The sequence below is a fragment of the Dyella sp. NPDC103356 genome, assembly GCF_055584465.1.
In genome coordinates this window covers 68,161-83,643 of sequence record NZ_JBVJLZ010000005.1, presented here as the reverse complement: position 1 = coordinate 83,643, position 15,483 = coordinate 68,161, and the positions used below count along the sequence as shown (strand labels likewise).

Here is a 15,483-nt window from a genome sequence, read left to right as displayed (position 1 = left end):
TTTTATCGAGAGATCCATGAAATCTTCCAGCGACACCCTGATGTACCGCGAAGCGGCCGAGACCGCCGACGTGGTCGCGCGCCAACTCGAACAGAACGCGGAGCTGCTGGCCAAACTCGGCAAGCATCTGCGCGCCCATCCGCCGCGCTTCATTGCCACCTGCGCGCGCGGCAGTTCCGATCACGCGGCGGCTTATGCCAAGTATGTGTTCGAAACACGCCTCGGCCTGATGACCGCATCCGCCTCGCCGTCGATTTCCTCGATCTACGATGCCGACCTGAAAATGGACGGCGCACTGTTTGTCGCCATCTCTCAGTCGGGCAAGAGCCCCGACCTGTTGCGCAGCGCGAAAGCGGCCAAGAAAGCCGGCGCCTATGTCATCTCGATGGTGAACGTCGAAGACTCGCCCTTGGCGGAACTGGCCGACACCGTCATCCCATTGCGCGCCGGCCCTGAGCGTAGTGTCGCTGCCACCAAGAGTTACCTCGCGACCTTGGCCGCGATCCTGCAGTTGACCGCGCATTGGAGTGACGACGCCCAACTGCATGGCGTGATCGCACGGCTCCCCGACGATCTGCGCCGTGGCTGGGATAGCGATTGGAGTGCACTCGAGCAGGGCCTGCGCGACAAGCAGAATCTGTTCGTGGTCGGTCGCGGCTACGGCTTCGGCGCCGCCCTTGAATCGGCTTTGAAGCTGAAGGAAACCTGCGGCCTGCATGCGGAGGCCTTCAGCGCTGCCGAAGTCAAGCACGGTCCGATGGCCCTGGTGGGCGACGGCTTTCCGGTGCTGTTCTTCGGCCAGGACGACGGCACGCTGGACAACACGCTTGCCGTCGCCAGCGAATTTCGCGCGCGCGGCGCACGCGTGTGGGTCGCGGCGCCCGGCGCCAGCGGCACCGATGCGTTGCCGCTACCCAACAACATCGCACCGATCGTAACCCCGCTGCTGGCCGTGCAGAGTTTCTATCGCGCTGCCAGCGCGCTCGCATTGGCACGCGGCTACGACCCGGACGTACCGCCGCATCTGAACAAGGTGACGGAGACGGTCTGATGGCAACGCAAAGCATGCTCGCCCTGGTCAATGGACGCGTGCTCGGCGAGCACGGCCCGCGCGAAGGCCAGGCCGTCCTGGTCGAGGGCGCTCATATCGTCGCGATCGTGGCGCAGGACGATCCTCGCGTTGCACAAGCGAAACAGCACGACCTGCGCGGTCATCTGCTGCTGCCGGGTTTTATCGACGTGCAGGTCAATGGCGGCGGCGGCGTGTTGTTCAACGAAACACCGACCGTCGAAGCGCTGGCCAGCATCGCGGCCGCGCATCGCAAGTTCGGCACCACCGGAATGTTGCCGACGCTGATTACCGACACGCCTGAAGTGATGCGTGCGGCGCTCAAGGCCGTCAACGATGCGATCGATCAGGGCGTGCCGGGCATTCTCGGCATCCACGTCGAGGGCCCGTTCCTGGCACCAGCACGAAAGGGTATTCACGACGCCAGACTGTTTCGCCTGCCAGAGCACGAAGATGTGCTGGCGCTGACTGCCGGCAACCGTGGTGTGGTGATGTTGACGCTGGCGCCCGAGCAGGTGCCGATGGATACCATTCGTCAGTTCAGCCAGGCGGGTGTGGTGGTGGTTGCCGGTCATACGGCGGCCGACTACACCACGGTTCGTGCTGCGCTCGATGCGGGTGTCAGTGGGTTTACGCATCTGTATAACGCGATGACGCCGCTGGGTAGTCGCGATCCCGGTGTAGTGGGTGCCGCGTTGGACGATCCCCATAGCTGGTGCGGTCTGATTGCCGATGGCCACCATGTGCATCCGGTGGCTTTGCGTATTGCCATTGCTGCCAAGGCGCGGGGCAAGAGTGTTCTTGTCACCGACGCGATGCCTCCGGTCGGGTCGGATAACCCCAGTTATGTGTTGAATGGCGAGACCATTACGGCGCGTGACGGAGTTTGTCAGAGTGACGCTGGTGTGCTTGCCGGGTCGGCGTTGGATATGGCCAGTGCGGTACGTTATGCGGTGCAGGTGATTGGGTTGCCGCTGGCTGAAGCTTCGCGCATGGCCAGTAGTTATCCTGCGGCCTGGATTGGGCGTGATCGGGTGCAGGGGCAATTGGTTGCTGGGCAGCGAGCGGATTTTGCTGTGGTGGATGATGGGGTTGTTGTGCGTGAGACTTGGGTGGGTGGGGTTGTTTACCCGGTGGGATAATCGCAGCCTTCCCTCGCTCGTCATTTCGGCGTAGGCCGGAAGCCTTTTGACGTGAGTGTCTTGTTCTTGCCTGTGTGTTCGGGCGATCTGGCCGCTTACGCAGCGGGCGTTTCACTCGCCTGCCGGCGAGCGAGTCACTTTCTCTTTGCTGGCCCACGCTTGCGCGTAGCGCATGCGAACGGCGAAGCCGGCCCGGAGGGCGGAGGACCTTTAGGTCCGGAGTAAAGAGAAGTAACCCAAGAGAGAATGGCCTTTAGAGCCAAGGCTCTGAGCAGCATTGAGAGATAAAACCGTTCGTACCGCCTACTCGAATCGTCAGGGGACACTTCTGGCGCTTCTGAGGTACGCCGAATTGGTGCGCGAGGCGTCGCAATGGTGAGGACTTAAGGTGTTGCCTCACCCTCGCCTACCCCTCTCGTCATTCCGGCGAAGGCCGGAATCTATTCCTCAGCGTTTCTGCTTGCGACACGTGTCTGACGAGCGAGAGCCTGAGGAGTAGATTCCGGCCTTCGCCGGAATGACGAATGGGTGGGGTGAGGTGAAATGTGGGGAGGTGCGCTCTCACTAACTCCTCACTCATACACATGCAGCTTCTGAAAAATCCACGCATGGTACGACTCCAGCAACCCCGGCTCCTTGCAATCGCTATAGCTGCCCTTGCATCGATCGCGTAACGCTATCGACGCCGAGAAATACGGATCGGCCGGCAACCCCGCAGCCTGCAGAATCATCGTTGGCAGATAGGCGATATCGAGTACCGGATACGTCGGTACCGCGGGGCCTTCGAAGTTGCTCTTGAGCATGTAGTACGTCAGATAGTTCTGCTCTGCTTGCGCACCGTCCGGCACGCTGCGTCCCATCTCGCGGATGACGCCGCTGAACGATGGCTGGTGGTCGCCGAAGTGCAGGATCAGGGTCGGCTCGGCGCGCGACAGGAACTCGTGCTCCAGTTGCGTCATGGCCGTGTCCGAATCGTGCAGGCGCGCCAGATACGTCACCATGTTCAGTGACTGCTTGTCCGGCAGGTTCTTCAACGGGTTCTGGCTGAAGGGCAGCGGCAGCGTGGACAGCGGGTCGGTGTCGTGCGGGCCGTGCTGGTTGAGCGTAAGCACCATGATGTAGACCGGCTGGCCGGGTTTTTTCACCTGGGCATAGGCACGCTTGACCGCGTCGAACATCTGCGCGTCGGTTTCTTCCCATTCGTCGAGCTTCAGTTCCTGCGCGTCGAAGAACCGATCGAAACCATACGCCTTGTATGCATTGCGGCCGTTGAGAAAATTGCCGTTGGTCGGATAGACGGCCACGGTGAGGTAACCCAGGCGTTGCAGCTGCAGCGGCAGCGAGTCGCGTACATGCGGCGCCAGTACGTACGGCGCGTACATGCCGGCCGGCCCGAAAATATCGTGCGGCATGCCGGTCAGCGCGGCGAACTCGCTCATCCAGGTACCGCCGCCCCAGGTGTGCACGCGCATGAAACCGTGCGAGCGTGTCTGCGCGTCGGCCTGAAGCATGCGCACGTGGCACTCGGGCACATTGCAGCCGTTGAAGTACGACGGATCGAAGGTGCTTTCTTCCAGTACCTCGACGATGTCCGGATAGGTGGCCTTGGCCGCCACGCCCGGCGTGCCGCTGGCCGTCGCGCTCCATGTCTGTTCGGCATCGGCCTCGCTCGATTGCGCCGGCATCTGCACGCCGGACTCGCTGAATGTCACGAAGAAATTGGTGAGCTGCGCGGACGCTTCGTCGGAAAGCTTGTCCCAGATATCACGCGCATGGACGACCGCGAACGGGCCGTTGGGCAACAGGCAGATCCAGAACGCCACCACACAGGCGACAAAACCGGCAGCACGCCACTTACGTACGCTGCGCCCCAACAGGTGCCAGTCGAAGCGCCATGTCAGCCACAACAACGGCGGTACCAACAGACAGGCGGTGACGCTGACGCCGAACAGGTGCGGGTAATGCCGCAAGGTCTCCAGCAGGCTGGTGCGCGCGTAGTAGACAAAGTCGGCGGCCATCAGCGGCGAGTCGAGATAACGCAGCTTCAATACCGACAGCACACGCAGTAACAGGAACAACGCACCGCTCAGCACCAGCGCGATAGCCACACGACCGAACGCGAACACGAAGGCACCGAAGGTGCAAAGCATCAGGGCAAGAATGAAACCGCGCTGCGGCCAGCCGGGTTCGCCCATGACGGCCACATCGATACAAAACCCGAAGAAGACGAGCGCGAGCAGACAGGCCGCGCTGCCTCTGGCGACGCGAAACACAGATGATGACATCGGACAGCGGGCCCCTGTTCTCTAACATGTTGTAATGAAAGCGACATGTTAGCTCCGCCAAGCCCACTGCAAGGCCAACGGAAGGCATGACTCTCGGCAGGGTTCAGCCGCCGTTGAGCGTGAAATTTCATACCGATCTGCTAGGTTGCCCGGCTTGATACCCGTTCAGGAACGTCCCATGCCCTTGCGCTCCACCTTGATCCGGGCCGCCGTGCCCGCCGCCATGGCCCTGGCCCTGCTTGCCGGCTGCGCCACGACCTCGCAGAAACCCGCCGTGGCGCCCGACGGAAGCCATGCCCAGGTGGCGATCCTGGAAACCACCGATATCCATTCCAATGTGTTGAGCTTCGACTATTACAAGCTCAAGCCGGACAGCAGCCTGGGCTACGAGCGCACGGCCACGCTGATCCGCCGGGCGCGCCAGCAGTACGCCAATACCTTCCTGTTCGACAGTGGCGACACCATCCAGGGCAGCGTGTTGGCCGACTACCAGGCCCAGGTGCAGAAGATCGGCTGCCAGGAAGAACTGGGCATCTACCAGGCGATGGACGCGATCGGCTACGACGGCGGCACCGCCGGCAACCACGAGTTCAACTACGGCCTGCCGTTCCTGTCACAGGTCACCGGGACGCCGATGAACGTCGACGGCGGCCATACCGACCGCTGCGCCGGCCCCCATTTCCCGCTGGTGCTGTCCAATGTGTTCAGCGCGCGCGACGGGCAGCCGATCTTCAAGCCCTGGGCGGTGGTGGAAAAGACCATCCAGGTCGACGCGCCGAACGGCAAAAAGCGCAGCGTGACACTGAAGGTCGGCATCATCGGCTTCACCCCGCCGCCGATCATGGAGTGGGACAAGCAGAACCTGGCCGGCAAGGTCACCGTCACCGGTGTGGTCGAGGCCGCCAACAAGTACATCCCCGAGCTGAAAGCGCAGCATCCGGACCTGATCGTGGCCGTGCTGCATGGCGGCCTCAACACCGACACCTATACCTCCGAGATGGAAAACGGCGGCTGGTATCTGGCCGCGGTGCCGGGCGTCGACGTGCTGCTGCTGGGCCATTCGCATACCGAATTTCCCGGCCCGCACTACCAGGGCATGAAGGACGTCGATGCCAAGCGCGGTTTCGTGCGCGGCACGCCGGCGGTGATGGGCGGCTTCTTCGGCAAGGACTTGGGCGTGATCGAGCTTGCGCTGGAACGGCGCGACGGCCGCTGGGTGATCAACAAGGACAAGACGCATAGCGAAGTGCGTCCGATCTGCCCGACCAAGACCGACTGCGTGCCGGCTGATCCGGCGATCGCGCCGCTGGTTGCCAAGGCACACGATGCCGCCGTGGCCTACGTCAACACGCCGATCGGCGAGACCAAGGTTCGCATGAGCAGCTACTTTGCCGACCAGGGCAATATGACCGGGCTTGCCGCGATCAATGCCGCTCAGCGGGAATACGTCACTGCCGAACTGCCGCACCTCCACCCGGAACTGGCCAAGCTGCCAGTGCTCTCGGCGGCGGCGGCCTTCCGCACTGGCTTCGGCGGTCCCGACGACTACACCGATGTCGTACCCGGCCCGATCACCCTGCGCAGTGCGGCCGATCTGTACTTCTATCCCAATACCCTCAACGCAGTGAAAGTCAGCGGCACCGGCCTGAAGGCGTGGCTGGAGAAATCGGCCGAACGCTTCAACCAGATCGACCCGAACAAGACCGGCGAACAGGAGCTGATCGGCAAGGGCCTGCCTGGTTACAACTTCGATCAGATCCAGGGCGGCCTGCATTACGTCATCGACGTGTCCAAGCCCAAGGGCGAGCGCATCGTCCATCTCACCTACAAGGGCAAGCCGGTCAAGCCGGAGCAGAATTTCATCGTCGCCACCAATAACTACCGCGCCAGCGGCGGCGGCAATTTCCCCGGCCTGGACGGCAGCAACATCGTGCTGGCGGCGCCGGATGGCGCACGCGAAATCCTCGCCAAGTGGCTGCAACAGCACAAGCAGATCAAGGCGAAAGACCTGGAGGCGACCTCCTGGCGATTCGCACCGCTGAAGACGCGTGGCCCGGTGGTGTTCAAGGCGGCCGCGGGCAAACAGGATATTGCGCATGCCGTGGGCCTGAAAAATATTACGTTGCTCAAGGACAACGGCGATGGCACGGCCATCTACGCGATCGATCTGAGCCGCTGAGCTCACTCGCATCGACTTGGCTTGCGAAGCGCCGGGCATGCCCGGCGCTTTTTTTGTTCACAACAAAACCGCCCATGCTGAGTCGCCGTTCATTTGGCGCTCCAAAAAAAACATTGTCTTGACGCACGCCTTTGCAAGGTAAGCGGACGACGGCCGACTTACCTGCTGCGAAAGGACAAGCATGACCGCCATGCTGCATTTTTATGCCGCACACTAGTCGTGCGCATGTTTTCAAGCGCCTTCTCCTGGTCCCCGTCGGGACGGGAGCACTGGCCATTACCCACACGGCTTCAGGCCCTGCGCTGATCGTCGCACTACTCGATTTCGCGTTTTTTTATCCGATCGTGATGGCTTTTTTCTGGATGATCGGCGGCGTGTACTACTACCTCCGCCGGGAACGCGGCACGCCACCTCACGATGAGCCGCCGCCGCTACGCGACAGCCCTTTCGTCAGCGTGCTGGTGCCTTGCTACAACGAGGCCGAACGTATCGGCGAAACCATCGAGGCGATTGCGGCGCAGGCTTATCCGGATTTCGAGATCATTGCCATCGACGATGGCAGCACGGATGACACCGTCGAGCGCCTGGCCGAGCTGGTCGAACAGGTGCCACAACTTCGGGTGGTCCATCTTGAAAGCAATCACGGGAAAGCCAACGCCCTGCGCGTGGGCGCCTTGGCCTCGCGCTCGGAATACCTGATCTGCGTGGATGCCGATGCGATCCTAGACACGCACGCCACACGCTGGATGGTCGGCCACTTGATGGATGGACCGCGAGTGGGCGGCGTTACCGGCAACCCGCGCGTGCGCAACCGCACGACCCTGCTGGCGCGCATGCAGGTGGGTGAGTTCTCCGCGATCATCGGCCTGATCAAACGCGCGCAGCGCGTTTATGGGCAGCTATTTACCGTGTCGGGCGTGATCTGCGCGTTTCGCAAGACGGCGCTCAATCGCATTGGCTATTGGTCGGATCGCATGGTCACGGAAGACATCGACATTTCCTGGCGCCTGCAGCTGGACGGTTGGGAGATTCGCTACGAGCCCAACGCGCTTTGCTGGATCCTCATGCCGGAAACCCTCGGCGGCTTATGGAGCCAGCGCCTGCGTTGGGCGCGTGGTGGCGTGGAGGTGCTGCTCAGTCATGGTCGCAGTGTGCTGACGTGGCGCAAGCGGCGCATGTGGGGCGTTCTGTTCGAATATCTCGCCAGCCTGGCCTGGGCTTACGTCATGCTGACGCTGATCGTGCTCTGGGTGTTGGGCAATTTTCTGCCTCTGCCGCCTTCGCTGTACGTCGACACTATTCTGCCGCGATGGCACGGCGTGGTGCTGGCGACGGTTTGCATGCTGCAGTTTTTTACCAGCCTGGTGATCGAGCGCCGCTATGAGCGACCGCTGGCGCGCCATTTCTACTGGATCATCTGGTATCCGTTGGCGTTCTGGGTCATCGGCATGCTCACCGCCGTGATCGCCCTGCCGCGCACGATCGCCGATCGCAGCGACCGGCGTGCGCGCTGGACCAGCCCGGACCGGGGTGTGCGATGAATCCCCCGCTGATCGATCGACCCGACCGCCTGACCCGCTTGCGTCGTACCCTCTGGGGGGCGATAGCCACGGCCGCCTGGTTGCTCTATGCCTGCTTGTGGGTGCCTTTGCTGACTCTCTTCGCATGGTTCCTGGGCATCCGGACGGCCTACCAGCGACTCTATCTGGAGGAGCATGCCATCGATCCCTTCATCGTCCTGGCGTTACCCGTCATCGCGCTGCTCTGCGCTCTCGTATTGATTGGCTGGGCCGAATACAACCGCTTTCGATTTGCCGACGCCGACCGTCGGCGACGTCGGCGCGATGTCCTGGAAAGCACGGTCGACGAACGCCTGGGCGCCGATCATGTGCTCGGCGAGCGCCTGCGAAGGCATCGCATTATTCGGGTTTTACTGGACGAATCAGCGGTGCCTGTCCGTGTGGAGGTACTGCGAGAAGAGTGATGCTCGCCACGGATGACAAGTTCTTGCGGTCCGCTGGCTCGCTGCCAACGCATCCGTGTCTTGGTCTAACCGATGAGTGTGGTATCTATACCGGGCACAGTGGCAGCAGGCTGACAAGACGTCGCTTGCTGAATGGGGGAGACAAAGTTTTCGATGGCACATGCATCGCACAGGTTTTATACCGGCGGCTACTGGCTGCGTGCGGTGCTGCTCGTTCTTGCCACGACTTTGCTCTTCAGCGTCAACATGAGCTACCGCGCCGACTTCTTCGGCGTACGCGGCATGGCTTCCCTGGCGCACCTTGCCACCGGCGCGCTGGTCGTGTCCGCATTGGCCTATCGCGAACGTTCGGCGCTACGCATGTGCCTGCTCACGATTACCGTGTGTTGGCTTTTTCGCATGTTCCATACCGAGCATGCGCCGCTGGTGCCCGGCCTGATGGGCCTGCTCCTGGCGCTTGGCGTGTACTGGCTGATGCTGTGGATGCGCGGCTTCGTCTACCGGGGCCATGCCAGCGACGCCGTCTTCAGTGCGCGACACATTCCACGGTTTCTGTTCGCTGCTTTGCTGGTGTTGCCTGGCTTCTACGCTCTGGGCAACCTGATGCTGGTATCGCCGCTGCAGGTGCCTGACTGGGCCGCGGTAGCCAGCGATACGGTGCAAGTATTTTTCGCCAAGTTCTTCGGCACGCTGATCCTGGCATTGCCGATCCTGGTCCTGGAGACCGAAAACCCCACGCACGCTATCCGGCCCTGGTGGCAGCGCTCCCTGCCCTGGCAACCGGTGCTGTTCGGCGTGCTGCTGCCCGCACTGCTATTGAAGCTCGCCAGCTGGCAACAGTTCGATATAGAAAACATTCTCGACGTGCTGCTGCAAAATCGGTTGCTGATTGCGGTGCTGGTGGTATGGGCGTCGTTCAAGCTGCCGCTGCGCTGGAGCATGGCCCTGCTGGTGCTGGTGGAGTTCAGCTTTGCCACTGCGTTGTCGCGGTACGTCGATCGCTCCAGCGAGTTGCCCGACATGCTCGACCTGGCACGCATCGCGCTGGAATGCATGACACTGGAACTGATGGTGCTGCTGCTCTATCTCTATAGCCGCGAGCGCGACAGCGCACTGGCCCAGTATCAACAGGCCAGCCTGATCGAGCCCTTGAGCGGGCTGCCCAATCTCTCCGCACTGCGCCAGCGGTATGGACACCGCACCGATCTCCCGCTGGGCTTTCTGATACTGGATCGCGCCGAAAAGGTTTCTGCCAGTTTCGGCCTGCAGGCGCAGGCGGCGATGAGCAGTTGGGTGGCCGCGCAACTGGAGGACATCGCCGAGGTCTTTCATATCGGCACCGGCCAGTTTGTCATCTTGCTGCGCGATGGCGACATGTCCTGGGAAAACGTATTACACCGTTTGCAACAGCAGGAATTCGTGTGGCAGGAGCGGCGTTTTCATGTTTTACCCTACCTCGGTGTGACCGAATCAGCGCTGGCGCACGCCACGCTCGACACCCGCATTACCCTCGCCTCCGATGCCGCTATCGAAGCGCGCACACGCGGAGAATCCCAGGTGCAGTTGACCCGCGCCGCGTCACACGCCGACCCGCGCGAGCAGCACAAACGCGGTCTGGAGCTATCGACCACCGTGCTGTCGCGGATCCGCGCGATGGAAGTGGAACTCTATCTGCAACCTTTCGTGCCGCTATCGGAAGCCGCCGCCAGCGCCAACATCAACGGCGAATTGCTCTGCCGCCTGCGCGACCGCGATGGTCGCATCATCATGCCGCACCTGTTCGTCGAACAGCTGCAAGCCGACCGGCGCATGGCAGAGCTGGATCTTGCCATGGTCCGCCAACTCAATCGCTGGCTGCACGAACATGAAGCGCTGATTCCCGGCATCGGCCGTTTCTGCATCAATCTGGCTGGGCAGTCGCTTGCTTCGCGAGGCTTTGCCCGCGACCTGTTCGCTCAACTCGATACCTTCATACTGCCGGCCAATCGGTTGTGTTTTGAAGTCACGGAAACCGCCGCGATCGCTTATCAAGCCGAATCGTTGACGCTCTTTGAACAGTTGCGCGAGCGCGGATGCCATATCGGTATCGACGATTTCGGGGTCGGCTTTCAATCGTTCGAACGCCTTAAACAGATCCCCGCCGACGTTATCAAGATCGACGGCAGTTTCGTGCGCGACATGACGCGCTCGGCCTATGATCTGGCGGTCGTGCGCGCCACCGTCATGATCGCGCAGGAACTCAAGGCACAAACCGTTGCCGAACACGTCGCCGATGCCGACACCGCGCAGGCGTTACGCGCCTTGAATGTGGATTGGGCGCAGGGGTTTTTCTTTGCAACGCCGCTGCCCATCGACGAAGCTATCAAACGTGTCAGCGAAGCGGCGATCATCTAAACAAAAGCCTCGTGGTTAACCCACGAGGCTTTTGTCGAATCACACTTAAAAGCCGATAGCGGTTAACGACGGGCTTTCTTGCGGGTGGCTTTTTTCGCGACCCGAGTCGTCTTCTTGGCCGGCGCTTTTGCCTTGGTGGCGCCTTCGATCAGGAAGTTTTCGATACTGCTGCCGCGACGCTTGAGGGCATGGGCCAGCCACAGCGGCTGGCGACCGCGACCGGACCAGGTTTCGGCCGGGTTTTCCGGATTGCGGTACTTCGGCGCCACTGCCGAACGCTTGCCCGTGCCCTTCCCGGCACGTCCACGGGTGGGGTAAACGTCAGCGAGGGTCAGCCCGCTATTGCCCAAGAGCGCGTCGATCTTCTTCCGGACGTCCTGAATATGGTTGGCCCGGGCCTCGTGCATTTGCGATTCCGCATTGGCGATAAGAGACTGGAGCTGGGAGGGCGAAAGGGACTTCAGATCAATAGCCATGGATGTTCCTATGGTGTTTTAAAAGAATTGCGTGATTGAGGTTGCCAAAAGACACGGGGTAAAACCAGGGTGAGATGGCAACTAATGTGTCAGTTTAGACGCACTCGACATATATATGACGTATTCGTCGACCGACAAACATGGAAAAGGTTGCAAATGAACCTGTTGACTGCACCGCAGCATCGCACCTAATGTCGACACCATGACGCCGATCAGCCTGCCATCTTGCATGCCCATCGCCCTGGCAACCGCCGGGACCGTCATGCCGTCCGCCTCCACGACCACTATTACCACTACCGGAACCGGGTCTGGGCGGATGTCCGTGCGCGAGTAAAGCAATACCGCAACGGTCCCGCCCTCACAAGAGGCGGGCCGGCATACTCCGAACCGCCTACACACTGAAGACGGGGCCCCCTAATCTCAAGGAGGTCATCGTGAACGTGTGTATTTCACCATCCGCTAAAGAACCCTTGCTTCCGCCACATGGTGCAGCGCTGCCGGCGATATCCGCCCGTCGCCGCGTGCTGGCCGTGGGCCTGATCGGCCCCGGCCGCGTCGGCAGCGCCCTGCTCACCCAGCTGCGCACCGCGCAGCCGCGCCTCTCCGGCATGGGACTGGACCTCAAGCTCTGTGGCGTCGCCGCCAGCAAGCGTATGTGGCTCGATAGCGACGACCCGGATCTCAATGCCCGGCACGATGGCGCGCAGACCTGGCGACCGGCCGACTTGCATGCTTTTGCCGAACATGTGCGCGGCATGGACGGTCGCCACTCGCTGCTGATCGACTGCAGCGCCAACGACCATGTCGCCGCGCACTATGCCGGCTGGCTGGCTTCGGGCGTGCATGTGGTCACGCCGAACAAGCTGGCCGGTAGCGGCCCGCTGGATCGCTGGCACGCCATCCGCAACGCCTGCCTTTCCGGCTCCCGCTTCCGCTATGAAGCCACCGTGTGTGCGGGCTTGCCGGTCGTACAGACCCTGCGCGACCTGCTCGACACCGGCGACCGGTTGCTCGCCGTCGACGGCATGTTTTCCGGAACCCTGGCCTGGCTGTGCAATCAATACGATGGCAGCCGCCCCTTTTCCGCCCTCGTGCACGAAGCCCATGCGCTGGGCTATACCGAGCCCGATCCGCGTGACGACCTTTCCGGCCGTGACGTTGCCCGCAAGCTGGTGATCCTGGCGCGCGAAGCAGGCTGGCAGCTTTCATTGGAAGATATCGACGTGCAAAGTCTGGTTCCCCCCGCCCTGGCCGACCTGTCGCAGGACGACTTTATGGAGCGCATGAGCGAGCTCGATGCCCCGATGGCCGCGCAACTGACCAACGCCCGCGCGCATGGCGGCGTACTGCGGCATGTCGCCAGCCTCGATGCGCACGGCAAGGCCAAGGTCTCGCTTTGTGTGCTGCCGGCCGCACACCCTTTCGCGCATTCGCGCCTGACCGACAACGTCGTGCAGTTCACCACGCAGCGCTATCACGACAATCCCATGCTGGTGCAGGGGCCCGGCGCCGGACCGGAAGTGACCGCCGCGGGCATCTTTTCCGACCTGTTGCGCATTGCCGACACGCTGGAGTTCAGGCCATGAATGCACAATTGGAGCTCTCTCCAAGGCGCGCAACGTCAGCCATGCAAGCAGCTCAAGCCATTGCCTATGCCAGCGTCGGCAATATCGGCGTCGGTTTCGACATCCTCGGACACAGCCTGGCAGGTGCCGGAGACCGTGCCGAAGTCCGGCGCATCGCCGAGCCGGAGGTGCGCATTACCGCCATCCATGGCGCCGCCCATCCGCTACCGACCGAAGCGCGCGCGAACACCGCCGGCGCGGCGTTGCTTGCCCTGCGCAAGGCGCTCGGTCTGGCGCACGGCTTCGAACTGGTGCTGCACAAGGGCATCGCTCTGGGTTCGGGTATGGGGGGTTCAGCGTCTTCCTGCGTCGCCGCACTGATCGCTGCCAATGCCCTGCTCGACCGCCCGTTGCCGCGCGAAGCGTTGTACGGTTTCGCGCTGGAAGGCGAAGCGGTCGCCAGCGGCGGCCGGCACGGCGACAACATCGGCGGCATGCTGCTTGGCGGCCTGGTCCTGGCCACGCGCGACCGGATGGTGCGCATCCCGGTACCGGCCGAATGGTATTGCGCGTTGGTGCATCCGCATGTGGTGCTGGAAACACGCAAGGCACGTGCGGCCTTGGCGGGCGACTACGCACTCTCGGAGTTTGTCGCGCAGAGCGCCAACCTGGCCCTGGTCCTGGCCGGCTGCTATCGCGGCGAGGCGGCCCTGGTGCGCGATGGCCTGAAAGACGTCCTGGTCGAACCGCGACGCGCGTCGCTGGTGCCTCAATTCGCCAAGGTGAAACAGGCAGCACTCGATCATCACGCCATGGGTGCGAGCATTTCCGGCGCAGGCCCGAGCGTGTTCGGCTGGTACGAAAATCGCGGCGATGCCCAGGCAGCCGCGGCGGCGATGTCTGCCGCTTTTGCTGCGGCGGGTCTGCAAAGTGATTCATTCGTGTCGCCCATCGACGGACCGGCGGCGCATCTTCTGGAGGAAGGTAGGGACGCATGAGCGAGCCATTGCTCTTTCACAGCACGCGCGGGGCCGGCTCGGCAACGCTTGAACAGGCAATCAGCGCAGGCCTCGCCCTCGATGGTGGCCTTTACGTACCCGAAGCCTTGCCGCGTCTGAGTATCGACGCATTCGCCGATACCAACACGTTGGCCGAGGTCGCGACGGTGCTGCTGCAACCGTTCTTTGCCGGCAGCACACTGGCGGGCGCGTTGCCGGATATCTGCACGGAATCCTTGAGCTTCGATACGCCGCTGAAGCCGCTCGCGCAACGCACAAATGCCTATGTGCTGGAGCTGTTTCATGGCCCCACCGCGGCGTTCAAGGATGTCGGCGCGCGTTTTCTCGCCGCCTGCCTCGCGCACCAGTTGCGTGGCGACAGCGCGCAACCGCTGCTGACCATTCTGGTGGCCACGTCCGGCGATACCGGTGCCGCGGTAGCTGCCGCGCTGCATCAGCGGCCCGGCATCCAGGTAGTGATCCTCTACCCGGACGGACGCGTCTCGCCGCGTCAGGCTCACCAGCTCGGCTGCTTCGGCGACAACGTGCAGGCATTGCGGGTCGATGGCACGTTCGACGACTGCCAGCGCATGGTCAAGGCCATGCTCGGCGACGCCGAACTGCAGGCGCAGCGGCCGCTATCGTCCGCCAACAGCATCAGCCTGGGCCGCCTGTTGCCGCAGATGAGCTACTACACCCAAGCATCGCTGGCTATCTGGCGCACGCACGGGACCGAGGCCAATTTCATCGTTCCGACCGGGAATCTAGGCAATGCGCTGGCCTGCGTGTGGGCGCGCGAGATGGGTTTGCCGATCGGCTCGATCCATCTTGCCTGCAACGCCAACACCACCCTGCCCGACTATTTCGCCGGTGCCGACTATGCCGCCCACCGCACCATCGCCACCCTGGCCAATGCGATGGACGTCGGCGCGCCCAGCAATTTCGAGCGTCTGCGCTGGACTTTCCCATACGACAACGAACTGCGCGGACAGCTCACCGCCTCGAGCGTGAGCGACGCGACGATTCGCGAAACCATCACCCGCCATGCGAAGGCACACGACAACGTGTTCTGCCCGCACACCGCAACGGCGATGCATGTACTGGACAACCTCCCCGACGATGGCCTGCCACGCGTGGTGACGGCAACCGCACACCCGGCCAAGTTCGAAACCGTGCTGGAACCCTTGCTTGGTTTTTCGCCGGATGTCCCGGGGCCGCTTGCGGCGATGCTTTATCGGTCGGCGAGCGCCGAGGCGATTGCGGCTGACGAGGATGCACTGAGGGAATGGTTATTGCGCGAGACTGCGGAAGCAACGCGTGCTTAGGTCATTCGTCAGGTTGGAGAAAGCTCCGTACTACTCACGTCAGGAAAGTATCGACAAGCGGAAATG

General features: G+C 62.5%; 11 protein-coding genes. 9 read left to right on the top strand and 2 right to left on the bottom strand.

From position 1 onward, the window contains the following. Positions 1 to 16: 16 nt before the first annotated feature. Together ACZ6WW_RS12930 and nagA are read left to right on the top strand one after the other, a co-directional pair. Positions 17 to 1,051 carry an SIS domain-containing protein gene (locus tag ACZ6WW_RS12930; protein ID WP_281851441.1) on the top strand — a complete coding sequence of 345 codons (1,035 nt, stop codon included), beginning with the start codon at positions 17 to 19 and terminating at the stop codon, positions 1,049 to 1,051. After that, positions 1,051 to 2,211, top strand: coding sequence for an N-acetylglucosamine-6-phosphate deacetylase (gene nagA / locus ACZ6WW_RS12925; protein ID WP_465274563.1), 1,161 nt, complete (start codon positions 1,051 to 1,053; stop codon positions 2,209 to 2,211). The genes ACZ6WW_RS12930 and nagA overlap by 1 nt, the downstream gene beginning before the upstream one ends. Before the next feature lie 572 nt (positions 2,212 to 2,783). Here the strand turns inward: nagA and ACZ6WW_RS12920 are convergent. After that, the gene (locus ACZ6WW_RS12920; RefSeq protein ID WP_465274562.1) at positions 2,784 to 4,496 is read right to left on the bottom strand and encodes an LTA synthase family protein; all 1,713 of its coding nucleotides are present in this window, start codon (positions 4,494 to 4,496) and stop codon (positions 2,784 to 2,786) included. 178 nt (positions 4,497 to 4,674) lie between these two features. Here ACZ6WW_RS12920 and ACZ6WW_RS12915 point away from each other — a divergent pair, with 178 nt between their 5' ends. The 4 genes from ACZ6WW_RS12915 to ACZ6WW_RS12900 all read left to right on the top strand — a co-directional run bounded on the left by ACZ6WW_RS12915 (position 4,675) and on the right by ACZ6WW_RS12900 (position 11,053). Continuing rightward, positions 4,675 to 6,675: a bifunctional 2',3'-cyclic-nucleotide 2'-phosphodiesterase/3'-nucleotidase gene (locus ACZ6WW_RS12915; protein ID WP_465274561.1), complete on the top strand. Its 2,001-nt coding sequence runs from the start codon at positions 4,675 to 4,677 to the stop codon at positions 6,673 to 6,675. A 203-nt stretch (positions 6,676 to 6,878) separates the two neighbouring features. Continuing rightward, positions 6,879 to 8,216 carry a poly-beta-1,6-N-acetyl-D-glucosamine synthase gene (pgaC, locus tag ACZ6WW_RS12910; protein WP_465274560.1) on the top strand — a complete coding sequence of 446 codons (1,338 nt, stop codon included), beginning with the start codon at positions 6,879 to 6,881 and terminating at the stop codon, positions 8,214 to 8,216. Next, positions 8,213 to 8,659 (top strand): poly-beta-1,6-N-acetyl-D-glucosamine biosynthesis protein PgaD, encoded by a 447-nt coding sequence (gene pgaD / locus ACZ6WW_RS12905; protein ID WP_465274559.1) that lies wholly within the window; start codon positions 8,213 to 8,215, stop codon positions 8,657 to 8,659. Before pgaC ends, pgaD begins: the two co-directional genes overlap by 4 nt. A 153-nt stretch (positions 8,660 to 8,812) precedes the next feature. Further along, entirely contained in the window at positions 8,813 to 11,053 is a 2,241-nt protein-coding gene (locus tag ACZ6WW_RS12900; protein ID WP_465274558.1) for an EAL domain-containing protein, read from the top strand. 62 nt (positions 11,054 to 11,115) lie between these two features. On the opposite strand, the gene ACZ6WW_RS12895 is transcribed toward ACZ6WW_RS12900, so the two are convergent. Beyond that, positions 11,116 to 11,529 (bottom strand): H-NS histone family protein, encoded by a 414-nt coding sequence (locus ACZ6WW_RS12895; RefSeq protein WP_281851434.1) that lies wholly within the window; start codon positions 11,527 to 11,529, stop codon positions 11,116 to 11,118. Between the two features lie 434 nt (positions 11,530 to 11,963). Between ACZ6WW_RS12895 and ACZ6WW_RS12890 the strand changes: the two genes are divergently transcribed. Genes ACZ6WW_RS12890 through thrC form a run of 3 tightly spaced genes read left to right on the top strand, consistent with a single transcriptional unit; the run spans position 11,964 to position 15,417 of the window. Beyond that, positions 11,964 to 13,115, top strand: coding sequence for a homoserine dehydrogenase family protein (locus ACZ6WW_RS12890; protein ID WP_465274557.1), 1,152 nt, complete (start codon positions 11,964 to 11,966; stop codon positions 13,113 to 13,115). Beyond that, a complete protein-coding gene (locus ACZ6WW_RS12885; RefSeq protein WP_465274556.1) occupies positions 13,112 to 14,092 on the top strand; it encodes a homoserine kinase in 981 nt (326 codons plus the stop codon). Before ACZ6WW_RS12890 ends, ACZ6WW_RS12885 begins: the two co-directional genes overlap by 4 nt. Next, positions 14,089 to 15,417 carry a threonine synthase gene (gene thrC / locus ACZ6WW_RS12880; protein WP_465274555.1) on the top strand — a complete coding sequence of 443 codons (1,329 nt, stop codon included), beginning with the start codon at positions 14,089 to 14,091 and terminating at the stop codon, positions 15,415 to 15,417. Before ACZ6WW_RS12885 ends, thrC begins: the two co-directional genes overlap by 4 nt. The last annotated feature ends 66 nt before the right edge of the window (positions 15,418 to 15,483 follow it).

What these genes read in the sequence shown, in the direction of transcription:
- pgaC (WP_465274560.1), top strand. Translation starts at nt 6,879, where the DNA reads ATGCCGCACACTAGTCGTGCGCATGTTTTCAAGCGCCTTCTCCTGGTC.
- ACZ6WW_RS12915 (WP_465274561.1), top strand. Translation starts at nt 4,675, where the DNA reads ATGCCCTTGCGCTCCACCTTGATCCGGGCCGCCGTGCCCGCCGCCATG.
- ACZ6WW_RS12885 (WP_465274556.1), top strand. Translation starts at nt 13,112, where the DNA reads ATGAATGCACAATTGGAGCTCTCTCCAAGGCGCGCAACGTCAGCCATG.
- ACZ6WW_RS12920 (WP_465274562.1), bottom strand. Translation starts at nt 4,496, where the DNA reads ATGTCATCATCTGTGTTTCGCGTCGCCAGAGGCAGCGCGGCCTGTCTG.
- nagA (WP_465274563.1), top strand. Translation starts at nt 1,051, where the DNA reads ATGGCAACGCAAAGCATGCTCGCCCTGGTCAATGGACGCGTGCTCGGC.
- ACZ6WW_RS12930 (WP_281851441.1), top strand. Translation starts at nt 17, where the DNA reads ATGAAATCTTCCAGCGACACCCTGATGTACCGCGAAGCGGCCGAGACC.
- ACZ6WW_RS12895 (WP_281851434.1), bottom strand. Translation starts at nt 11,529, where the DNA reads ATGGCTATTGATCTGAAGTCCCTTTCGCCCTCCCAGCTCCAGTCTCTT.
- thrC (WP_465274555.1), top strand. Translation starts at nt 14,089, where the DNA reads ATGAGCGAGCCATTGCTCTTTCACAGCACGCGCGGGGCCGGCTCGGCA.
- pgaD (WP_465274559.1), top strand. Translation starts at nt 8,213, where the DNA reads ATGAATCCCCCGCTGATCGATCGACCCGACCGCCTGACCCGCTTGCGT.
- ACZ6WW_RS12900 (WP_465274558.1), top strand. Translation starts at nt 8,813, where the DNA reads ATGGCACATGCATCGCACAGGTTTTATACCGGCGGCTACTGGCTGCGT.